Here is an 18,801-nt window from a genome sequence, read left to right as displayed (position 1 = left end):
CTGAGCCTGCGAAGGGCCGGGCGGTGGATCGGCGCGCAGCGCCGAGACAGATGAGGGGTGTTCCAGCTGAGTGAGACGCTGGCGGATTCCGACTGGATAAGCGGCTGCGTCAAGCTGGAGCACCCCTCATCCGGCCGCTTCGCGGCCACCTCTCCCACAAGGGGAGAAGGGGGACCGCAGTCCCCAATCACGTATTCATCGAATCGAAGAAGTCCGCGTTGGTCTTGGTCTGCTTGAGCTTGTCGATCAGGAACTCGATCGCGTCGGTCGTGCCCATCGGCGCTAGGATGCGGCGCAGCACGAAGATCTTCTGCAGGTCCGATCGCGGCACCAGCAGGTCTTCCTTGCGGGTACCAGACTTGAGGATGTCGATCGCCGGATAGATGCGCTTGTCGGCCACCTTGCGGTCGAGCTGGATTTCGCAGTTGCCGGTGCCCTTGAACTCTTCGAAGATGACTTCGTCCATGCGGCTGCCGGTGTCGATCAGCGCGGTGGCGATAATGGTCAGCGAACCGCCTTCTTCGATATTGCGGGCCGCACCAAAGAAACGCTTCGGGCGTTGCAGCGCGTTGGCGTCGACACCGCCGGTTAGCACCTTGCCGGATGACGGCACGACCGTGTTGTAGGCGCGGCCGAGGCGGGTGATCGAATCGAGCAGGATGACGACGTCGCGACCATGCTCAACCAGGCGCTTGGCCTTCTCGATCACCATTTCGGCGACCTGCACGTGACGCGCGGCTGGCTCGTCGAAGGTCGAGGAGATGACCTCGCCCTTCACCGAGCGTTGCATGTCGGTCACTTCTTCAGGACGCTCGTCGATCAAAAGCACGATCAGGTAGCATTCCGGATGATTGGCGGTGATCGAATGCGCGATGTTCTGCAACAGCACCGTCTTACCGGTGCGCGGCTGCGCGTTGATCAGCGCGCGCTGGCCCTTGCCGATCGGCGCCACCAGGTCAATCACGCGCGGCGAGATGTCCTTGGTGGGGGGAGTGTCGACCTCCATCTTCAGCCGCGAGGTCGGGTAGAGCGGCGTCAGATTGTCGAAGTGTATCTTGTGCCGGATTTTTTCCGGATCGTCGAAATTGATGGTGTTGACCTTGAGCAGCGCGAAATAGCGCTCGCCCTCTTTCGGGCTGCGGATCGGTCCTTCGACCGTGTCGCCGGTCTTGAGCGAGAAGCGCCGGATCTGCGACGGCGAGATATAGATGTCGTCGGGGCCGGGCAGGTAGTTTGCGTTGGCCGAGCGCAGGAAGCCGAAGCCGTCCTGCAGCACCTCCACCACGCCATCACCGATGATCTCGATGTCCTGCGCGGCGAGCTTCTTCAGGATCGCGAACATCAGCTCCTGCTTGCGCATGACGCTGGCGTTCTCCACCTCGAGCGTTTCGGCGTAAGCGATCAGCTCCGGCGGCTTCTTGTTCTTGAACTCTGCGAGTTTCATTTCTTGCATTAGATAGACTCTGGGTAGGCTTTGGGGAGAAAAATCGGCTGAATACGACAAATGCCGGGCGCGGCCGAAAGCGAGTAAAGGGGGCGGCGCATGACGGGAAGGAAGACCCGTCTTTTATCGTCGGTCGCCCGAAAGAGCAAGCCGCCTTTTGCTGGGCTTCTTCTGGTTTTGGGGGGAGCCTAGAACGGCTTCACGACGACCAGGATGACGATGACGATCATCAGCAATGTGGGGATCTCGTTGACGATCCGCCAGTGCCTGGCCGGCTTTTCGTTCTTGTCCTCGGCGAATTTCCTGACCGCGCCGGCGAGATAGCCATGCAGACCCGACAGGATGAGCACCAGCGCGATCTTGGTGTGCAGCCAGCCGCCCTGGAAGCCGAAGCCTTTCCAGGCCAGCCAAAGGCCGAACACCCAGGTCACGATCATCGCCGGATTGATGATCCCCCTGAGCAGACGGCGCTCCATCACCTTGAAGGTCTCGGACTGCACCGAGCCTTTTTCGGCATCGACATGATAGACGAACAGCCGCGGCAGATAGAGCATGCCCGCCATCCAGGCGATCACCGCGATCACATGAATGGCCTTCGCCCAGAGATAGAAGCCGTCGCCAGCCACCAAATAGAGAAGGGCCGTCGCCGCCACGAGAACGACAATGCCGATCACCATGCGCTTCATCGCCTGGCCGGTGGTGTTCTCGTTGCTCACATTGCTCATCGGTGGCTCCTCACCATTTTCACCATCGCTTCGACATGGGCGACCGGCGTTTCCGGCGTGATGCCATGGCCGAGATTGAAGATCAGCGGCCCGCCGCCCAGTGTCCTCAGGATCGACTCGACGCCATCGGCCAGCGCCTTGCCGCCGGCGACCAGCCGCAGCGGATCGAGATTGCCCTGCACCGCGCCTTCGCGCTGCAGCTCCTTCGCCATGGACAAAGGCACGGTCCAGTCGAGGCCGAGACCGGCAATGCCGGTCTTCTTCCTGTAGTCGCGATAGCGTTCGCCGGCGCCCTTCGGAAAACCGATCACCGGCACGTCGGGATGAACCGCCTCCACCTGCCGCACGATCTCGGCCACCGGCTCGACGCAGAAAGCCTCGAAGGAGGGCTCGTCCAGCACGCCCGACCAGGAATCGAAAATCTGCACCGCATCGGCGCCGGCTTCGATCTGGCGGATGAGATAGGCAGCCGAATGATCGGCCAGTGTCTTCAAGAGCCTCGCGAAGGCCTCGGGCTCGCGATAGGCGAACAGCCGCGCCGGGCCCTGGTCGGGCGTCCCATGCCCGGCGATCATATAGGTCGCCACCGTCCATGGCGCGCCGCAGAAGCCGAGCAGCGTCGTCTCGTTGGGCAATTTCGCGCGCAGCCGGCGCACGGTCTCGTAGACCGGCTCAAGATTCACGTGAAACACATCGCCGTTCAGCGCCGCAATCTCGGCCGCCGAGATCGGCTTCAGGACCGGCCCGCGGCCTTCCTCGAAACGAACATCCCTTCCCAAGGCGTTGGGCACAACGAGAATGTCGGAGAACAGGATCGAGGCGTCGAAGCCGAAGCGTTCGATCGGCTGCAGCGTCACCTCGACGGCAAGGTCCGGATCATAGCAGAGATCGAGGAAGGATCCGGCCCGTTTCCTGGTCTTGCGATACTCCGGAAGATAGCGGCCTGCCTGGCGCATCATCCAGAGCGGCGGCGGTGAAACCGTCTCGCCCTTGAGGACGTCGAGCACGATCCGTTTCCCAGCCATCCAGCGCCCGCCTCTCTCTACAGCGCCGCGCGTCCTAAGACGCGCAAAGGACCCTGTAGCACTTTCATCTAGCGCATGATCCTTTCCGAACCTCCGGTTCGGGGTCATGCGCGGTCTCTTAAATCAAATATCTATTTTAAAAGAGTCTTCTGATTCTAAGAGTCTGTTGGTTGTGATGATTGCGACCTGTCCAGCCTGCGGCTCGAAAAGGCCAGTCAGCATATTGTCGCGTACTTGTTTTCGCAAACTGGAGGGATCTGGGGACAAGGACGATTCAGGCTTTCGAGTCAAACGCTTGGCCGGTCCGCTCCGATGTTCGGGTTGTGGATGAAATCGGCCCGGAAAAGTTGATCCCCAGTTTTGTCCCCAGCGCCGCGACAAAGCCTACAGCTGGTCGAATTGTGGACAAGCGGCCATCTGATACAGTCGCTTCCCTACCCAAGGCCCGCACATCCGGCCTTGTCCACAATTGCCCACAGCCTGGACCCATCCCTTGTGAACAAACCTCAGAGCTTCTTCCATCTGCACCTGATCTCCGACGCCACCGGCGAGACGCTGCTGGCCGCTGGCCGCGCTGCGTCCGCGCAGTACAAGGACGCGCGCGCCATCGAACATATCTATCCGCTGATCCGAACCGAGAAGCAGGTCGCCAAGGTCTTCGATGACATCGAGGAGGAGCCCGGCATCATCCTCTACACCGTGGTCGATCAGAAGCTCGCGCGCTCGATCGACGAGCGCTGCGCGGCCATGGGCCTGCCTTGCGTCTCGGTGCTGGAGCCGGTGCTCGCCGTCTTCCAATCCTATCTCGGCACGCCGGCCGGTCGCCGCGTCGGCGCCCAGCACGTGCTCGACGCCGAATATTTTCGCCGCATCGACGCGTTGAACTTCACCATGGAGCATGATGACGGCCAGCTGCCGGCCAATATGGACGATGCCGATATCGTGCTGATCGGCATCTCGCGCACCTCGAAGACGCCGACCTCGATCTATCTCGCCAATCGCGGCATCAAGACAGCCAACATCCCGATCGTGCTCGGCGTGCCGCTGCCCGAGAGCCTGATCTCCGCCAAGACGCCGCTGATCGTCGGGCTGATCGCGACGGCCGAGCGTATCTCGCATGTGAGGCAGAACCGCATCCTCGGCAACAGCGCCGCCTTCGTGCCGACCGACTATGTCGATCGCGCCGCCATCAACGAGGAGCTCGCGTATGCGCGTCAGCTCTGCACGAAGCATGGCTGGCCGATGATCGATGTCAGCCGCCGCTCCATCGAGGAAACGGCGGCGGCAATCGTTGCCCTGCGGGGCAAGACGCGGTAACGGAGATTGGCCGAGACGCCGGCTGCTTCGTCATCCTAGGGCGGAGCAAGGAGCGCAGCGACGCGGCGTAGACCCTAGGATCCATGCCATGACGTCGAAGTATTGCAACGGTGTAGAATTCTGCTCCGCTGCGCCCCTCGGCTGAGGTTACGGCATGGATCTTAGGGTCTTCGCAACGGAGCTTCGCTCCTGCTTCGCCCTAGGATGACGAAGTTCGTAGGGCCTTGGCCATTCTCCAAAGTTTGTGCTGGACCGCCGGACAAACGATGGGTCAACAGCGTCAGGGAACTAGTGCATGTCCGAAAAGATCATCCTCGCCTCCGGCAGCCCGTTCCGAAAGACCATGCTCGTCAATGCCGGCCTCGACATCGAGGCGGTGCCGGCAAATGTCGACGAGCGCGCCCTCGAGGCTCCGCTGAAAGACAGCGGCGTCTCGCCGGAAGACGTCGCCTCGATCCTGGCCGAGGCCAAGGCGACTGAGGTCAGTGAGCGGAGGCCCGGCTCCCTGGTGCTCGGCTGTGACCAGACGCTGTCGCTGGGCGACGAGGTCTTTCACAAGCCGGCCGACATGGAAGGCGCTCGCCGCCACCTGCTCGCGCTCTCGGGCAAGACGCATCAGCTGAACAGCGCGGCCGTGCTTTGCCGCGACGGCGAAGTGCTGTGGCGTCATGTCGGCATTGCCAACCTCACCATGCGCAAGCTCGACCCCGCCTTCATCGGCCGGCATCTGGCGCGCGTCGGCGCCAAGGCCCTGGGGAGCGTCGGCGCCTATCAGGTGGAGGGCGAAGGCATCCAGCTGTTCGAGAAGATCGAGGGTGACTATTTCACCATCGTCGGCCTGCCGTTGCTGCCGGTCCTGAAGGAGCTGCGCGCGCTGGGAGCCATCGATGGCTGAGAAAAAGGCCTTCGTTACCGGACATCCGATCGCCCATTCGCGCTCGCCGAAGATCCACGGCTATTGGCTCAATAAATACGGCATCGACGGCAGCTACCAGGCGATCGACGTCGCGCCGGCGGATTTCACCGATTTCCTCAAATCTCTCGGCGAGAACAGCTACCGCGGCGGCAATGTCACCATTCCGCACAAGGAAGCCGCCTTCGCCGGCGTCGCGCGCCGCGACCGTGCGGCCGATGAAATCGGCGCGGTCAACACGCTGTGGTTCGAGGACGACGTTCTCTGGGGCGGCAATACGGACGGCTACGGCTTTGCCGCCAATCTTGACCAGTATGCGCCTGGATGGGCAGTCAATGGGCCGGCCGTGGTACTGGGCGCCGGCGGCGCCTCCCGCGCCGTCATCCACGCGCTGAAAGAGCGTGGCATCAAGGACATCCGCATCGTCAATCGGACGCTGGCGAGAGCCGAGGAACTCAGCCGCCAATTTGGCCCTGGCGTCTCGGCGCATGGGGCAGTCGGCGAGTTGCTTGCCGATGCCGGCCTGCTCGTCAACACCACGGCGCTCGGCATGCATGGCAACGAAACCCTCGCCGCCGATCCGGCCGGCTTGCCGGACCACGCCATCGTCACCGACATCGTCTATGTGCCGTTGGAAACGCCTTTGCTTGCCGCCGCCAGGGCGCGGCGGTTGAAGACGGTCGACGGGCTCGGCATGCTGCTGCACCAGGCAGTGCCCGGCTTCGAACGCTGGTTCGGCCGCAAACCCGAAGTTACGCCCGAATTGCGGCGCATGATCGTCGCCGACATCGAGGGCCATTGATGATCGTGCTCGGCCTCACCGGATCGATCGGCATGGGCAAGTCAGCGACGGCGAAGATGTTCGCCGCGGCCGGCGTGCCAGTGCATGATTCGGACGAGACGGTGCATCGCCTCTATGCCGGCAAGGCAGCGCCTTTGGTCGAGGCGGCCTTCCCGGGCACGACCGAGGCAGGCGTGGTCGACCGCGTGAAGCTGGCGAGCCAAGTGCTCGGCGATCCCGCCACGCTGAAGAAGCTCGAGTCGATCATCCACCCGCTGGTGCGCGCCGATGCCGATGCGTTTCTGGCGAGGCATCGCGCCGCCGGCGCGCCGCTCGCCGTGCTCGACATCCCGCTTCTGTTCGAGACCGGCGGCCGCAACCGCATCGACAAGGTCGTGGTCGTCACCGCTTCGCCCGAGATCCAGCGTGAACGCGTGCTGGCGAGGCCTGGCATGAGCGAGGAGAAGTTTTTGTCGATCCTCGCCAAGCAGGTGCCCGATGCCGAGAAACGCCGCCAGGCCGACTTCATCATCGACACCGGAAATGGCTTCGAGGCGGCGCGGAGGGCGGTTGACGCCGTCATCGGCGAATTGACGGGGGATAAGTCCGGCCGGGATGGTTCCTGACGTCCGCTGACGGCAGTCCCCATTGCCATTTTGTTCTGGTTTGTGATTCTGCTCCTTGGAGCGGATTGATTCGAAATGCGTGAGATCATCTTCGATACGGAAACCACCGGCCTCGATTTGCGCGAAGACCGCATCATCGAGCTCGGCGGCGTCGAGCTGGTCAACCGTTTCCCGACCGGCCGCACCTTCCACAAATTCATCAACCCGCAGGGCCGCGCCATCCACGCCGAGGCCCAGGCCGTGCACGGCATCAGCGCCGCTGACCTGGTCGGCAAGCCGACCTTCGCCGAAATCGTCGATGAGTGGCTGGCCTTCACCGACGGCGCCAAGCTGATCGCCCACAACGCCACCTTCGACCTCGGCTTCCTCAACCTCGAATACAGCCGGCTCGACCATCCGGCCATCGATCCCGGCCGCATCATCGACACCCTCGCTTTGGCGCGCCGCAAGCATCCGATGGGCCCGAACTCGCTCGATGCGCTCTGCCGCCGCTACGGCATCGACAACACGCGCCGCACCAAGCACGGCGCGCTGCTCGACTCCGAATTGCTGGCCGAGGTCTATATCGAGCTCATCGGCGGCAAGCAGGCGGCGCTGGTGCTGGAAACCGTGTCTATGCAGATGAACGGCGCCGGCGAGGTGGCCGATATCGACATCTCCATCGGCGCGCGGCCCATTGCCCTGCCGCCGCGCTTGAACGAAGCGGACCGCGCCGCGCATGCCGGGCTGGTTTCGACGCTCGGCGAAAAGGCGCTGTGGCTGAAAGTGGCGGTGGGCTGAGCGGGCGCTTGTGGCGCTGATCCGCGCGATTGGCCGAATCCCTCCGTGACGTGGTCATACTCGGGCTTGACCCGAGTATCCATGCCGTGACCGCCGCCGTAGGGTGCAACGGTGCAGAATTCTATAACCGTGGCAACGCCTTAGCGTCACGGCATGGATTCTAGGGTCTGCGCGCGTCGCTTCGCTCCTTGCTCCGCCCTAGAATGACGACCGTCCGGAGGTTTTCGCCAATCTCCGGCATCTCCAACAAAAAAGCCCGGCACGAAGCCGGGCTCTTCAATCGCCAAAGCGAATCTTCTCAGCTCACCTGGACCTTGCTAGCGGCCTGGTCCTCGGCGATGCGCTGCTGGAACATCTGGGCGAAATCGATCGGGTCGAGCATCAGCGGCGGAAAGCCGCCATTGCGGGTGGCGTCGGAGATGATCTGGCGGGCGAAGGGGAACAGGAGCCGCGGGCATTCGATGAACAGGATCGGCAGCATGTGCTCCTGCGGGAAGCCCGAGATGGCGAAGACGCCGCCATAGACCAGCTCGACATTGAACAGCACTTCCTGGTCGAAGGAGGCCTTGGCGTTCAAGGTCAGGTTGACGTCGAACTGCTTGTCCGAAAGCGGATTGGCGTTGACGTTGACGTTGATGGCGATGCCTGGGGCCTTGTCGCGGCCGCGCAGCGAGTTCGGCGCGCCGGGGCTTTCGAAGGAAAGATCCTTCACATACTGGGCAAGCACATTGAGCGAGGGCTGGTTCTGGGTGCCGTTGCCGTTGGCGGCGCCGGTCGCCGCGTCATCGTTGCTGGCCATGAGCCTTTAAGTCCTTCTGCCTGGGCAGCATTGCTGACCGGATTGAAATCGCGGGTTCGCTACCATGGCCCGCCGGACAAAACAAGTTTTGCCGCTTTATCGGGCAAAGGCCCTGGGACTAATCGTTTTTCAGCCGCCGCCACGGCGAATTGTGGTCCGGACGGTTCGGATAATCGTCGCGCGAATAGTCGCTGTCGTCCAGATCGATGACGGTCTCGCGCCGGCGCGCCGAAAAGCCGCTCGAGAAGCTGGTCGCCATGACGATGCGGCTCTTGAGCAGGCGCCAGGCGAAGTCGCGCACCGGCGGCAGCAGCAGGAGAATGGCGAAGATATCGGTGATGAAGCCAGGGATGATCAAAAGGATCGCCGCCAGCACGATCATCGCGCCATGGACGAGCTGCCGGCTGGGATCATGCCCGGCATCCATCTCGGCCCGCACCCGCGTCATGACGCCGAAACCCTGGTGCCTGAGCAGCAGGCTGCCGGCGACGCTGGACAGGATGACCAGCCCGACCGTCGCCAAGGCGCCGATCTCGCGGCCGACGACCACGAAGCCGGCGATCTCCAGCAGCGGCAGCAGGAGCAGGAACAGCGGGATGAAGGAAATGCGCAAAGTCTCGACCGATCGCTTTCTTCTTTTGGGCGCTCGCGGACAATCGCCGCTGGCCTTGGCGCCTTTAGATAGGTATGGCTGCCTTTGATTTGAATGATTGCGCCTGCCGTTCTATATGCTTTGAGTGTTGAACGCTATGCGACCGCGGTCCCCGAGGGGGGTCACGCCGGTCGGGCAAGAACAGGGTTCGAGTTGGCGGAAAATATGGGTTTCTTCGACTTCGGCACGATTTTCTTTCTGATTGCGGCGGTTGTGATCTTTTTCCAGCTGCGCAACGTGCTCGGACGTCGCACCGGCAACGAGCGCCCGCCCTTCGATCCCTATTCGGCGAGCCGCACGCGCGAGGCCGATGCGGCGCAGAAGCCGGAAAATGTCGTGTCGCTGCCACGCAAGCGCGCACCGGGCGAATCCTCAGCCGAGACCTATGCCGCGATCGACGCCTTCGCCAAGCCGGACACCGATCTCAACAAAGGCCTGCGCACGATCAAGGACAACGATCCGTCCTTCGAACCCAAAACCTTCGTCGACGGCGCCAAGATGGCCTATGAGATGATCGTCATGGCCTATGCCGACGGCGACCGTAAGACGCTGAAGAATCTCCTGTCGCGCGAAGTCTATGACGGGTTCGTCGCCGCCATCGGCGAGCGCGAGGCGAAGTCAGAGAAGATCCAGTCCTCCTTCGTCGGCATCGACAAAGCCGACATCGTCGCCGCGGAGATGAAGGGCTCCGAAGCGCATATCACGCTGCGCGTCGTTTCCGAGCTGATCTCGGCGACCCGCGACAAGGCCGGCGCCGTCATCGACGGCGATCCGGAAACGGTGGCCGAGGTCAAGGATGTCTGGACCTTCGCCCGCGACACACGCTCGCGCGACCCGAACTGGAAGCTCGTCGCCACCGAAGAAGAAGATTGAGATCAAGCGGCGGGGCTCGGTCGTGCCGCTCTCTCCCATATTCAACGAAAAATCTTTTGATGACCTGCCCGGCTGGGGCGAGGACGACCATGCTGCGGCTTTCGCGGCCTTTCGCCGCTCGGCCCTTCATGCACCCGTAAAACCCTATCGCACCGGCTCGCTCGGGGTCGATTTCAATGCCTTTGCCGAGGCCTATGCTGAGGCCCGCGCCGTTTCGGCGCCGAATCGGTCCGAGGCGCGGTCCTTCTTCGAGCGGCATTTCGTGCCGATGCTGGTGAGCGCCGAAAACGGCTCGGGCCTCGTCACCGGCTTCTACGAGCCGGAGGTCGAGGCGTCGCCGGTCAGGACGGAGCGGTTCGTAGTGCCACTGCTGTCCCGCCCCGCCGATCTGATCGACATCGACGACGGCAACCGGCCGGCCGGCATGGATCCTTATCTGGCCTTCGCCCGTCGGACGGATAATGCTCCGGTCGAATATTTCGACCGCGGCGAAATCGAGCGCGGTGCGCTCTTAGGCCAAAATCTCGAGATTGCCTGGCTCGCCGAAAAGGTCGATGCCTTCTTCATCCATGTGCAGGGCGCAGCTAGGCTGAAGATGACCGACGGCAGGCTCGCCCGCGTCACCTATGCCGCGAAATCAGGACAGCGCTTCATTGGCCCGGGCAAGATTCTGAGCGAGCTCGGCGAGATCCCGCTGGAAAAGGTGACGATGCAGTCGATCCGCGCCTGGTTCGAGGCGCATCCTAGCCGCGTCGACGAGATCCTCTGGCAGAACCGCTCCTACATCTTCTTCCGCGAGGCTGCAGTCGACGATGCCGCGCTTGGGCCGATCGCCGCCGCCAAGGTGCCGCTGACGCCGGGGCGCTCGGTCGCGGTCGATCGCCTGCTGCACACATTCGGCACGCCCTTCTATATCGACGCGCCGACGCTCACCGCCTTCGATGAAAAACCGTTCCGGCGGCTGATGATCGCGCAGGACACCGGCTCGGCCATCACCGGGCCGGCGCGCGGCGACCTCTTCGCCGGCTCGGGCGACGCCGCTGGCGAGATCGCCGGCGTGGTCCGCAATGCGGCCGATTTCTATGCGTTGGTTCCGCGTGGGCTTCTGAATGGAGCGACCCGGTGAGCCGCCGCGACGACCATCTCAGCGACGACGACCGCATCCTGTGGAACCTGGTGGCGCGTTCGGCCCGGCCGTTGAAACGCAAGGCCGCGGTCGAGATTCCCGAAATTATCGAGCCCAAGCCGACGCCGGCCGCCGCTTCCGTCAACGGTGTCCCGCCCGTCGCGGCAAAACCGAAGACGCCGCATGTCTCGCATTCGCTCGATGACCAGACGCTGCACAAGCTGAAAAAAGGCCGGCTGCCGATCGAAGGCCGCGTCGACCTGCACGGCATGACGCAGGACGAGGCCTATTCGCTGCTGCTCGCCTTCCTGCATCGGGCGCATGCCGGCGGCATCCGCTATGTTCTGATCATCACCGGCAAGGGGTCGTCCTCGGGCGGCGACGGCATCCTGCGCCGCGCCGTGCCGGCCTGGCTGTCGACCCCGGCCTTCCGCCATCTCGTCTCCAGCCACGATCACGCCGCCCGCAACCATGGCGGCTCGGGCGCGCTCTATGTGCGGCTGCGGCGGACGCGCCCATGAGGAGCTCGCAATGAGCGGCTCGGCAATGAGGGGCCTGGTGATGAGCAGGTCGACATGACTCCGTTCGGCGAGAAGCTCAGGGCGCTGCGCGCCGAGCGCGGCGTCAGCCAGAAGGCGATGGCCGAGGCGATCGGCGTCAGCGCCGCCTATCTGTCGGCGCTCGAGCACGGCCGCCGCGGCGCGCCGACCTGGACGCTGATCCAGAAGATCATCGGCTATTTCAATATCATCTGGGACGATGCCGAGGACCTCGCCCGCCTTGCCGAAAGCTCGCACCCGAGGGTCAGGATCGACACGTCCGGCCTGTCGCCGGCGGCCACTGAACTGGCCAATCTTTTGGCCGAAAGCATCGAGAGGCTGGATGAGGAGCAGCTGCGGAAGATCACGGCATCGGTCCGGGCCGCGTTGCGCAGATAGTTTGCCCGTATGACAACGGGTGGGGTTAGCCGAAGCGCCCGAGGTTCGTCATCCACGGGCGGAGCGGGAGCGAAGCGGACGCGTAGACCCGAGGATCCATTCCGTGACCTCGCGCGAAGGGCGAAGGCGGCGCAAAACAGAGGCCGTTCTGCACCGCCGTGACGCTCATAGGTAACGGAATGGATCCTCGGGTCTGCGCTGCGTCGCTTCGCTCCTTGCTGCGCCCGTGGATGACGAACTCGCGGGAGGCTAGGTGTACTACGCCGCCGGCAACCCTCACGCCTAAGATCAGAACTTGCCGGCGCTGCCACCGTTGGTGCTGCCCCGACCGCCCTTGCCTTCATGACCCTGATGATCACGGCCGCCATTGCCGCCGCCCAGGCAGTTCGCGGAACCGACGCTGCAGCAGCGGCCGCTCCACAGGTCGTTGAGGTTGGTCGCGGCGCAGCTTTTGTAGGTCTGGTCCGCCAGGGCCGATCCGGTCAGGGCCGAAACCGCGACGGCGGCAAGAAGGGTGTTGCGCAGGAAAGAAGTCATTTGAGTTCTCCATGGTTGGATTTGCCATTCACGGCTGTGTGTCGCCGGCCAAATGGGTATGGTTCATGGAGTTGTGCGATTTTTTCGGAGGGCCACCGCCTTCGTCATCCACGGGCGGAGCGGGAGCGAAGCGGACGAAACCGAGGGTGGTGCGCCTAGCTCCGCCTACTGCACCGAGCCGACCAGCACCGCCTGGCCGTCGCGGATCGAGACCCAGCGTCCGGTGTTGTCGATCGCCTGGCGCTTGAGGAAGCGGTAGCCGGTCGCGTCCCAGGTTTTGACCTTGTCGGTCAGATTGTCGAGTACGTAGTCGCCCTTGTCGGTGCGCACCGTCAGCACCGAATGGCCTTCGCCATCAGGCTTGCGCACGACGGTGATCAGGAGGTCGGCGAGCGACATGCCCATGCGATAAAGCTGGCGGCGCTTTTCCAGCACATAGTCCTCGCAATCGCCATAGCCGTCATCCGGATAGGCCCAGACTTCATCCTTGCCGTAGTGATCGAGATCGCTCAACGGCTTGACGGCGGCGTTGACCTTGGCGCTGACGCTGACCAGCTTGCGCCACAGGACGTCCGTCATCCTGGCCGGCTCGAGATCGGCCGGATGGATGTTGCATTCGTTCGGACGCGCCTTGCAGAAATCATAGTGCCCGATCGGCTGCGAGGTCAGGCCGCCTGTGGTCATTGCGCCCGCCGCCCAGGCGGGTACCGCCCAGTGAGCCGAAATCGCCAGCCCTGCGACTGAACACAAACGCAGAATCCGCGTCATCGCTGAGGAAGTCATTGCCCCCGCCGCCCTGTTCTTTATTAACGAAACGTTAAAGGCGATTTACAGTCCGTGTCAATTAGAGACCGCGGCCAGTTTGACGGCATGGTTACCTGGACGATCCCGTAGCGGCACTTTCGCAACAGAGACACCGTCGCAACACCAGCGGCCGCCGTCTGGCGGCGGAACGGAAGTTCGCTCTGGCGCGGTCCGCGGCGTTCAGCCTTTCGCGGAACGGACCAGTTTGGGCCTCGTCGCCACACGCTGCTGGCGGCCATAGCTGGAAATGAAGTCGGCGATGCGCGGCACGATCTCGGAGCGGAAGCGCGAGCCGTTGAAGACGCCGTAATGGCCGACGGCCGGCTGCACGTAATGGACATGCTTGTCGGCGGGAATGTTGACGCACAGATCATGCGCGGCCTGGGTCTGGCCGAGCCCGGAAATGTCGTCGTTCTCGCCCTCGATGGTGAGCAGCGCGACGTTGCGGATCGCTGCGCAGTCGACCGTCTCGCCGCGATGCGTCATCTCGCCCTTCGGTAAAGCGTGGCGCACGAACACGGTGTCGACCGTCTGCAGGTAGAATTCCGCCGTCAGGTCCATCACCGCCAGATATTCGTCATAGAAGTCGCGGTGCTTTTCGGCGCTGTCCCCGTCATGCTTCACAAGGTGCATGAAGAAGTCCTTGTGGGCGATGATGTGGCGATCGAGATTCATGCTCATGAAACCGGAGAGCTGCAGGAAGCCCGGATAGACCACGCGCCCGAAGCCCGGCACCGGCCAGGGCGCCTGCATGATGACATTGTCGCGGAACCAGTCGATGCCCTTTTCCTTGGCCAGGAGATTGACCGCGGTGGGGTTGCGGCGCGTGTCGACCGGCCCGCCCATCAGCGTCATGGTGGAGGGCACGAAGGGATCGCCGCGCCTGTCCATCAGCGCCACCGCCGCCAGCACCGGCACCGAAGGCTGGCAGACGGCCATCACATGGGTGTCGGGGCCGAGCGCATGGAACATCTCGATGACGTAGTCGATATAGTCGTCGAGATCGAAGCTGCCTTGCGCCACCGGCACCATGCGGGCGTCGACCCAGTCGGTGATGTGGACGTCGGCGTGCGGAAGCATCGCCTCGACCGTGCCGCGCAGCAGCGTCGCGTAGTGGCCCGACATCGGTGCCACGATCAAAAGCTTCGGGTCAGGCTTGCGCCCCGCGGGCAGCGCGCGCTCGAAGCGCACCAGATTGCAGAACGGCTTCGACCAGACCGTCTTTTCGGTGACGTCGACGCTCTTCCAGTCGACCACGGTCTTGTCCAGGCCGAATTGCGGCTTGCCGTAGCGGCGGGTGGTGCGTTCGAACAGCTCGGCGGTCGCCGCGACCGAGCGGCCTAAGGGGGTGTGGGAGATCGGGTTGAGCGGGTTGGAGTAGAAGAGCCGCACCGCGTCGGCATACAAGCGCGCGGGCTGCAGCGCCGCATGGTTCATTTCGTAGAGCTGGTAGAACATCGAGAACCCCGTTGCCGTCCGTCGACCAAAGGACGACGAACAGCGCCGAGCCTTGAATGTCTCCCGGCGAGGTTAACAAGATATTGTTGCGATGCAATACGTCATTTTGTCTGACGAATGCTTCTTTGGTTCAACCTGTTGGAAATCAGGCTTGAGCGGCGAGTCGGCTCACTGTGCGGTGCCGAAATGTGAAGGATATGTGTCCGGCCTCTCTTACCGGAGACCGGCCATGATCGCCGGACCGCAGCGGTCGCCTTGGATCATGGTCCGATAATGGAGAGATCAGACGCGCGCCATGCAGACGGCGGTGTGGCCCGAACCGATGAAGCCCAGCTGTCCGGCGGCGCCGCGGGACAGATCCAGCACGCGGCCCTTCACGAACGGACCGCGATCGTTGATGCGCACGACGACGCTGCGGCCGTTGTTCTTGTTGGTGACCCTGAGCTTGGTGCCGAAAGGCAGCGTGCGGTGGGCGGCAGTCAGTGCCGAGGGGTTCATGCGTTCCCCTGAGGCGGTTCTGGAATGCAGCGCATACCAGGAAGCGCGGCCGCATTGCGCGGCGGCGGAGGAGGCGGACGAGGCGCCAGCCATCAGGCCAGCCGCGATCGTTACCGCGACAAGCGCGGTCTGGTTGGTTCTCTTCATCCTTTGGGGGTGGCTCCGTTGATCGAATAGCCCCGCCTAAGTGCCGAATGAGGCGGGAAATGCGGCAGCCTTCTGGCGGTTCCATGGCGAAGGCACACGTTTGGAGTCGCCGCGAAACAGTTTGTCATGAGATTCCTGGAGCCCGAGAGGCGTATTCTTGATGAATATCGGACCACTCTCCGGGACGTTCCGGACAAGATCGGTCCTCAAGATTGGAAGTACAGAGGAGCCGGACTATTCCGATTCCTACGAGTCTTTTGTTGCGTCCCTGTCACCGCTCGAAATGGACTTCCGGAGAGGATCCAGCCGATGCGATTGATCAGGTCTGTGCTGACGCTGATTGTGCTGGGCGTGGGCGCGCTATGGTCGCTGCAGGGGCTCGGCCTGGTCGGCGGCAGCTTCATGACCGGCCAGACGCGATGGCTCTATATCGGCCTCGTCACCATGCTGGCCGGCATCGTCGGACTGCGCTGGGCGAGCCAGTCGCGCGTTTGATCTTACGATGATTTCGTGATTTGGGACCACGGCCGGCGCCGCGCTCAAGCCCGGTTGAACAGGTGATCCAGGATGGTGCCCTCGATATGGGCAAGCTCCGCCGAACCGTGCCGGCGGGGCCGGGCCACAGGCACGTCGAGGTCGAGGGCGATCCTGCCGGCGCCGATCACCACGACGCGGTCGGCGAGCGCGACGGCTTCGCCGACGTCGTGCGTCACCAGCACGGCGGTGAACTTCTGGTCGAGCCAAATCCGTTCCAGAAGCTGCTGCATCTCGATGCGGGTCAGGGCGTCCAGCGCGCCGAGCGGCTCGTCCAGCGCCAGGATCTGCGGCTGGCCGACCAGGGCGCGGGCAAGCGCGACGCGCTGCTTTTGACCGCCCGACAGCACCGAGGGCCACTCGTCGGCGCGGTCGGCGAGCCCGACCTCCTCCAGCATGGCAAGCGCCCGCTGCCTGGCTTCGGTGCCACCGGCGATGCCGGTCAGCCCGATCTCGACATTCTTCACCACGCTCGCCCAGGGCAGCAGCCGCGGCTCCTGGAACATGAAGCGCGTGCGGCTGTGACCCTCCTCGGCCGCGCCAAAGGTCAGCGAGCCGCTGCTCGGGCGGTCGAGGCCGGCCAGCAGCCGAAGCAGCGTGCTCTTGCCGCAGCCGCTTTTGCCGATGATGGCCAGGAACTGCCCGGCACGCACGTCGAGGCTGATGCCGTCGAGCACGATCTTGTCGCCGAAGCGTTTCCCCACCTCCTTGAAGGCGAAGGCCCGGCGGCCCTCGACCGAGCCGATCGTCCGGGCTTGCGCCGGCGTGGCGACGAGGGAGCGTGCTGCGGTGAGGGTGGCGGCTGGCATCTTGTTCTCACCCTTTCTGGAAGGCCGGATGCCAGCCGAGCGACAGGCGCTCGAGCAGGCGGGCCAGGCTGTCGGCGAGCTTGCCGAGCAGCGCGTAGATCAGGATCGACAGCACCACGACGTCGATCAGCAGGAACTCGCGTGCCTGCATGGCCATGTAGCCGAGTCCGGAGCTGGCCGAAATCGTTTCGGCGACGATCAGGGTCAGCCACATGATGCCCAGCGCATAGCGCAGGCCGACGAAGATCGAAGGCAGCGCGCCGGGCAGGATCACCCGGAAGAACAAGGCGCGCCGGTCGAGCCCGTAGACCCGGCCCATCTCGACCAGCTGCGGATCGACGCTCTGGATGCCGAGCAGCGTGTTGACATAGATCGGGAAGAAGACGCCGAGCGCCACCAGGAAAAGTTTTGCTTCCTCGTCGATGCCGAACCACAGGATAACCAGCGGGATCAGCGCCAGATGTGGGATGTTGCGGATCATCTGCAGCGTCGTGTCGGTCAGGCCGCGGCTCAGCGCCGACAATCCGTTGGCGAGGCCGAGCGCGAAGCCGATCGAGCCGCCTATGGCGAAGCCGGACAGCGCCCGCAGGGTGGAGACGCCGATGTTGCGGATCAGCTCGCCTGACAAGGTCAGCCGCCAGAAGGCCTCGGCCACCGCGCTCGGCGCCGGCAGCACATTGGCCGGGATCAGGCCCGCGCGCGCCGCGGCTTCCCAGCCGGCGATGATTGCCGCCGGCAGCAGCCAGCCGGCCACGCCGTTGCGGGCAAGGCGCGTGGCCAGGCTCATGACGCCGCCTGCAGGCGGTTGGCGCCGTGGAAGCCGACCGAGAATTCGTTGGCGATATCCTTGTGCGCCCGTTGCCGCTGCGTGCCCAGGCCGAGCCTCGGGAACAACAGCTCGGCGACGCGATAGGCCTCCTCGAGATGCGGGTAGCCGGAGCCGATGATGGTGTCGATGCCGATCGCCTGGTATTCGCCGATGCGCTCGACGATCTGCTCCGGCGTGCCGACCAGCGCGGTGCCGGCGCCGCCGCGCACCAGGCCGACGCCGGCCCAAAGGTTCGGCGACACGACAAGCCGGTCGCGCCGGCCGCCATGCAGTTCGGCCATGCGCCGCTGCCCGACCGAATCCATCTCCTTGAGGAAACGCGCCTGCGCATTCTCGATCTGCGCGTCGGTGACGTGGCTGATCAGCCGCTCGGCGGCGCGCCAGGCCTCGTCCTCGGTCTCGCGCACGATGAAATGCAGCCTGATGCCGAAGCGCAGCTTGCGGCCGCGCCGCTCCGCTTTTTCACGCGCCGAAGCGATCTTTGCGGCAACCTGCGCCGGCGGCTCGCCCCAGGTGAGATACATGTCGACGAGGTCTGCCGCGAGCTCCTGGCCGGCGTCGGAGGAGCCGCCGAAATAGAGCGGCGGCCGCTCCTGCAGCGGCAGGAGGTCCAGGCGGCCGTTCTCGACGCGATAATATCTGCCTTCGAAATTCACCCGCTCGCCCGAGACCAGCCCGCGCCAGATGGTGAGGAATTCCTGCGCCTGCGCATAGCGCTCGTCATGCGGCAGGAACACGCCGTCGCCGGCAAGCTCGGTCGGGTTGCCGCCGACCACGACATTGAGCAGCAGGCGGCCGTTGCTCAGCCGGTCGAGCGCCGCGGTCTGGCGCGCCGCGAAGGTCGGCAGCGTCACGCCGGGTCGCAGCGCAACGAGGAACTTCAGCCTTTCCGTCAGCGTCGCGAGCCCGGTGGCGGTGATCCAGGAATCCTCGCAATTCTGCCCGGTGGGCAAAAGCACGCCGGGGAAGCCCAGCCGGTCGACCGCCTGCGCGATCTCCTTGAAATAGCCGAACTCGGGCGGCCGCTGCTGCTTCTCGGTACCGAGATAGGAGCCGTCGCCATGCGTCGGGATGAACCAGAAGAAATCGAGCGGGCTGGCTGAAGCGGTCATGGCTGAACCCTGGGAGAAGGCAGGAGAAAATACGACGGCGCCGGGCGTTCGCCGCCCGGCGCCGTGGACGAAAA

Annotated in this window: 22 protein-coding genes; 10 read left to right on the top strand and 12 right to left on the bottom strand. The window is 64.1% G+C overall.

The features are described 5' to 3' along the window. Positions 1–187 precede the first annotated feature (187 nt). The 3 genes from rho to hemE all read right to left on the bottom strand — a co-directional run bounded on the left by rho (position 188) and on the right by hemE (position 3,194). Positions 188–1,453: a transcription termination factor Rho gene (rho, locus tag EJ072_RS14860; RefSeq protein ID WP_126080354.1), complete on the bottom strand. Its 1,266-nt coding sequence runs from the start codon at positions 1,451–1,453 to the stop codon at positions 188–190. Positions 1,454–1,632: 179 nt separating this feature from the next. Beyond that, positions 1,633–2,169 (bottom strand): protoporphyrinogen oxidase HemJ, encoded by a 537-nt coding sequence (gene hemJ, locus EJ072_RS14855; RefSeq protein WP_126080353.1) that lies wholly within the window; start codon positions 2,167–2,169, stop codon positions 1,633–1,635. After that, positions 2,166–3,194 (bottom strand): uroporphyrinogen decarboxylase, encoded by a 1,029-nt coding sequence (hemE, locus tag EJ072_RS14850; RefSeq protein ID WP_126080352.1) that lies wholly within the window; start codon positions 3,192–3,194, stop codon positions 2,166–2,168. The genes hemJ and hemE overlap by 4 nt, the downstream gene beginning before the upstream one ends. Positions 3,195–3,689: 495 nt before the next feature. On the opposite strand from hemE, the gene EJ072_RS14845 reads away from it, so the two are divergent. From EJ072_RS14845 to dnaQ, 5 genes are all read left to right on the top strand, one after another. Further along, the gene (locus EJ072_RS14845) at positions 3,690–4,511 is read left to right on the top strand and encodes a pyruvate, water dikinase regulatory protein (protein WP_126080351.1); all 822 of its coding nucleotides are present in this window, start codon (positions 3,690–3,692) and stop codon (positions 4,509–4,511) included. A 295-nt stretch (positions 4,512–4,806) separates the two neighbouring features. Further along, a complete protein-coding gene (locus tag EJ072_RS14840; protein WP_126080350.1) occupies positions 4,807–5,406 on the top strand; it encodes a Maf-like protein in 600 nt (199 codons plus the stop codon). Further along, the gene (locus tag EJ072_RS14835) at positions 5,399–6,226 is read left to right on the top strand and encodes a shikimate dehydrogenase (RefSeq protein WP_126080349.1); all 828 of its coding nucleotides are present in this window, start codon (positions 5,399–5,401) and stop codon (positions 6,224–6,226) included. Before EJ072_RS14840 ends, EJ072_RS14835 begins: the two co-directional genes overlap by 8 nt. Next, positions 6,226–6,831, top strand: coding sequence for a dephospho-CoA kinase (gene coaE, locus EJ072_RS14830; protein WP_126080348.1), 606 nt, complete (start codon positions 6,226–6,228; stop codon positions 6,829–6,831). Before EJ072_RS14835 ends, coaE begins: the two co-directional genes overlap by 1 nt. A gap of 75 nt (positions 6,832–6,906) precedes the next feature. Then, entirely contained in the window at positions 6,907–7,611 is a 705-nt protein-coding gene (dnaQ, locus tag EJ072_RS14825) for a DNA polymerase III subunit epsilon (protein ID WP_126080347.1), read from the top strand. A gap of 298 nt (positions 7,612–7,909) precedes the next feature. On the opposite strand, the gene secB is transcribed toward dnaQ, so the two are convergent. Further along, complete coding sequence (gene secB, locus EJ072_RS14820; RefSeq protein WP_042645309.1) at positions 7,910–8,410, bottom strand: protein-export chaperone SecB; 501 nt, start codon at positions 8,408–8,410, stop codon at positions 7,910–7,912. A 118-nt stretch (positions 8,411–8,528) separates the two neighbouring features. Next, positions 8,529–9,023, bottom strand: a complete 495-nt coding sequence (locus tag EJ072_RS14815) for an FxsA family protein (RefSeq protein WP_126080346.1) — start codon at positions 9,021–9,023, stop codon at positions 8,529–8,531. 204 nt (positions 9,024–9,227) lie between these two features. Between EJ072_RS14815 and EJ072_RS14810 the strand changes: the two genes are divergently transcribed. The 4 genes from EJ072_RS14810 to EJ072_RS14795 are packed head-to-tail and all read left to right on the top strand — an operon-like array spanning position 9,228 to position 11,999. Continuing rightward, entirely contained in the window at positions 9,228–9,935 is a 708-nt protein-coding gene (locus EJ072_RS14810; RefSeq protein WP_126080345.1) for a Tim44/TimA family putative adaptor protein, read from the top strand. 22 nt (positions 9,936–9,957) lie between these two features. Continuing rightward, a complete protein-coding gene (locus EJ072_RS14805) occupies positions 9,958–11,061 on the top strand; it encodes a murein transglycosylase A (RefSeq protein ID WP_126080344.1) in 1,104 nt (367 codons plus the stop codon). Further along, a complete protein-coding gene (locus tag EJ072_RS14800) occupies positions 11,058–11,582 on the top strand; it encodes a Smr/MutS family protein (RefSeq protein ID WP_126080343.1) in 525 nt (174 codons plus the stop codon). The genes EJ072_RS14805 and EJ072_RS14800 overlap by 4 nt, the downstream gene beginning before the upstream one ends. A 54-nt stretch (positions 11,583–11,636) precedes the next feature. After that, the gene (locus tag EJ072_RS14795) at positions 11,637–11,999 is read left to right on the top strand and encodes a helix-turn-helix transcriptional regulator (RefSeq protein WP_126080342.1); all 363 of its coding nucleotides are present in this window, start codon (positions 11,637–11,639) and stop codon (positions 11,997–11,999) included. 288 nt (positions 12,000–12,287) lie between these two features. On the opposite strand, the gene EJ072_RS14790 is transcribed toward EJ072_RS14795, so the two are convergent. From EJ072_RS14790 to EJ072_RS14775, 4 genes are all read right to left on the bottom strand, one after another. Further along, positions 12,288–12,536, bottom strand: coding sequence for a hypothetical protein (locus tag EJ072_RS14790; protein ID WP_126080341.1), 249 nt, complete (start codon positions 12,534–12,536; stop codon positions 12,288–12,290). A 165-nt stretch (positions 12,537–12,701) separates the two neighbouring features. Further along, entirely contained in the window at positions 12,702–13,319 is a 618-nt protein-coding gene (locus tag EJ072_RS14785; protein WP_126080340.1) for a transglutaminase-like cysteine peptidase, read from the bottom strand. Positions 13,320–13,520: 201 nt separating this feature from the next. After that, positions 13,521–14,798 (bottom strand): polyhydroxyalkanoate depolymerase, encoded by a 1,278-nt coding sequence (locus tag EJ072_RS14780; RefSeq protein WP_126080339.1) that lies wholly within the window; start codon positions 14,796–14,798, stop codon positions 13,521–13,523. 282 nt (positions 14,799–15,080) lie between these two features. Beyond that, positions 15,081–15,443, bottom strand: a complete 363-nt coding sequence (locus tag EJ072_RS14775) for a septal ring lytic transglycosylase RlpA family protein (protein ID WP_126080338.1) — start codon at positions 15,441–15,443, stop codon at positions 15,081–15,083. A gap of 309 nt (positions 15,444–15,752) precedes the next feature. Here EJ072_RS14775 and EJ072_RS14770 point away from each other — a divergent pair, with 309 nt between their 5' ends. Further along, complete coding sequence (locus EJ072_RS14770) at positions 15,753–15,938, top strand: hypothetical protein (protein WP_126080337.1); 186 nt, start codon at positions 15,753–15,755, stop codon at positions 15,936–15,938. A 44-nt stretch (positions 15,939–15,982) separates the two neighbouring features. Here the strand turns inward: EJ072_RS14770 and EJ072_RS14765 are convergent, their stop codons facing one another. From EJ072_RS14765 to ssuD, 3 genes are read right to left on the bottom strand one after another with little or no spacing between them, the layout of a single operon-like run. Beyond that, positions 15,983–16,786 carry an ATP-binding cassette domain-containing protein gene (locus tag EJ072_RS14765; RefSeq protein ID WP_126080336.1) on the bottom strand — a complete coding sequence of 268 codons (804 nt, stop codon included), beginning with the start codon at positions 16,784–16,786 and terminating at the stop codon, positions 15,983–15,985. Between the two features lie 7 nt (positions 16,787–16,793). Beyond that, positions 16,794–17,573 (bottom strand): ABC transporter permease subunit, encoded by a 780-nt coding sequence (locus EJ072_RS14760; protein ID WP_126080335.1) that lies wholly within the window; start codon positions 17,571–17,573, stop codon positions 16,794–16,796. Beyond that, complete coding sequence (ssuD, locus tag EJ072_RS14755) at positions 17,570–18,727, bottom strand: FMNH2-dependent alkanesulfonate monooxygenase (RefSeq protein WP_126080334.1); 1,158 nt, start codon at positions 18,725–18,727, stop codon at positions 17,570–17,572. Before ssuD ends, EJ072_RS14760 begins: the two co-directional genes overlap by 4 nt. Positions 18,728–18,801: the final 74 nt, after the last annotated feature.

Source organism: Mesorhizobium sp. M2A.F.Ca.ET.046.03.2.1, assembly GCF_003952425.1.
In the GTDB taxonomy this organism is placed as follows: domain Bacteria; phylum Pseudomonadota; class Alphaproteobacteria; order Rhizobiales; family Rhizobiaceae; genus Mesorhizobium.
This window is presented reverse-complemented; position numbering and strand designations above follow the sequence as displayed.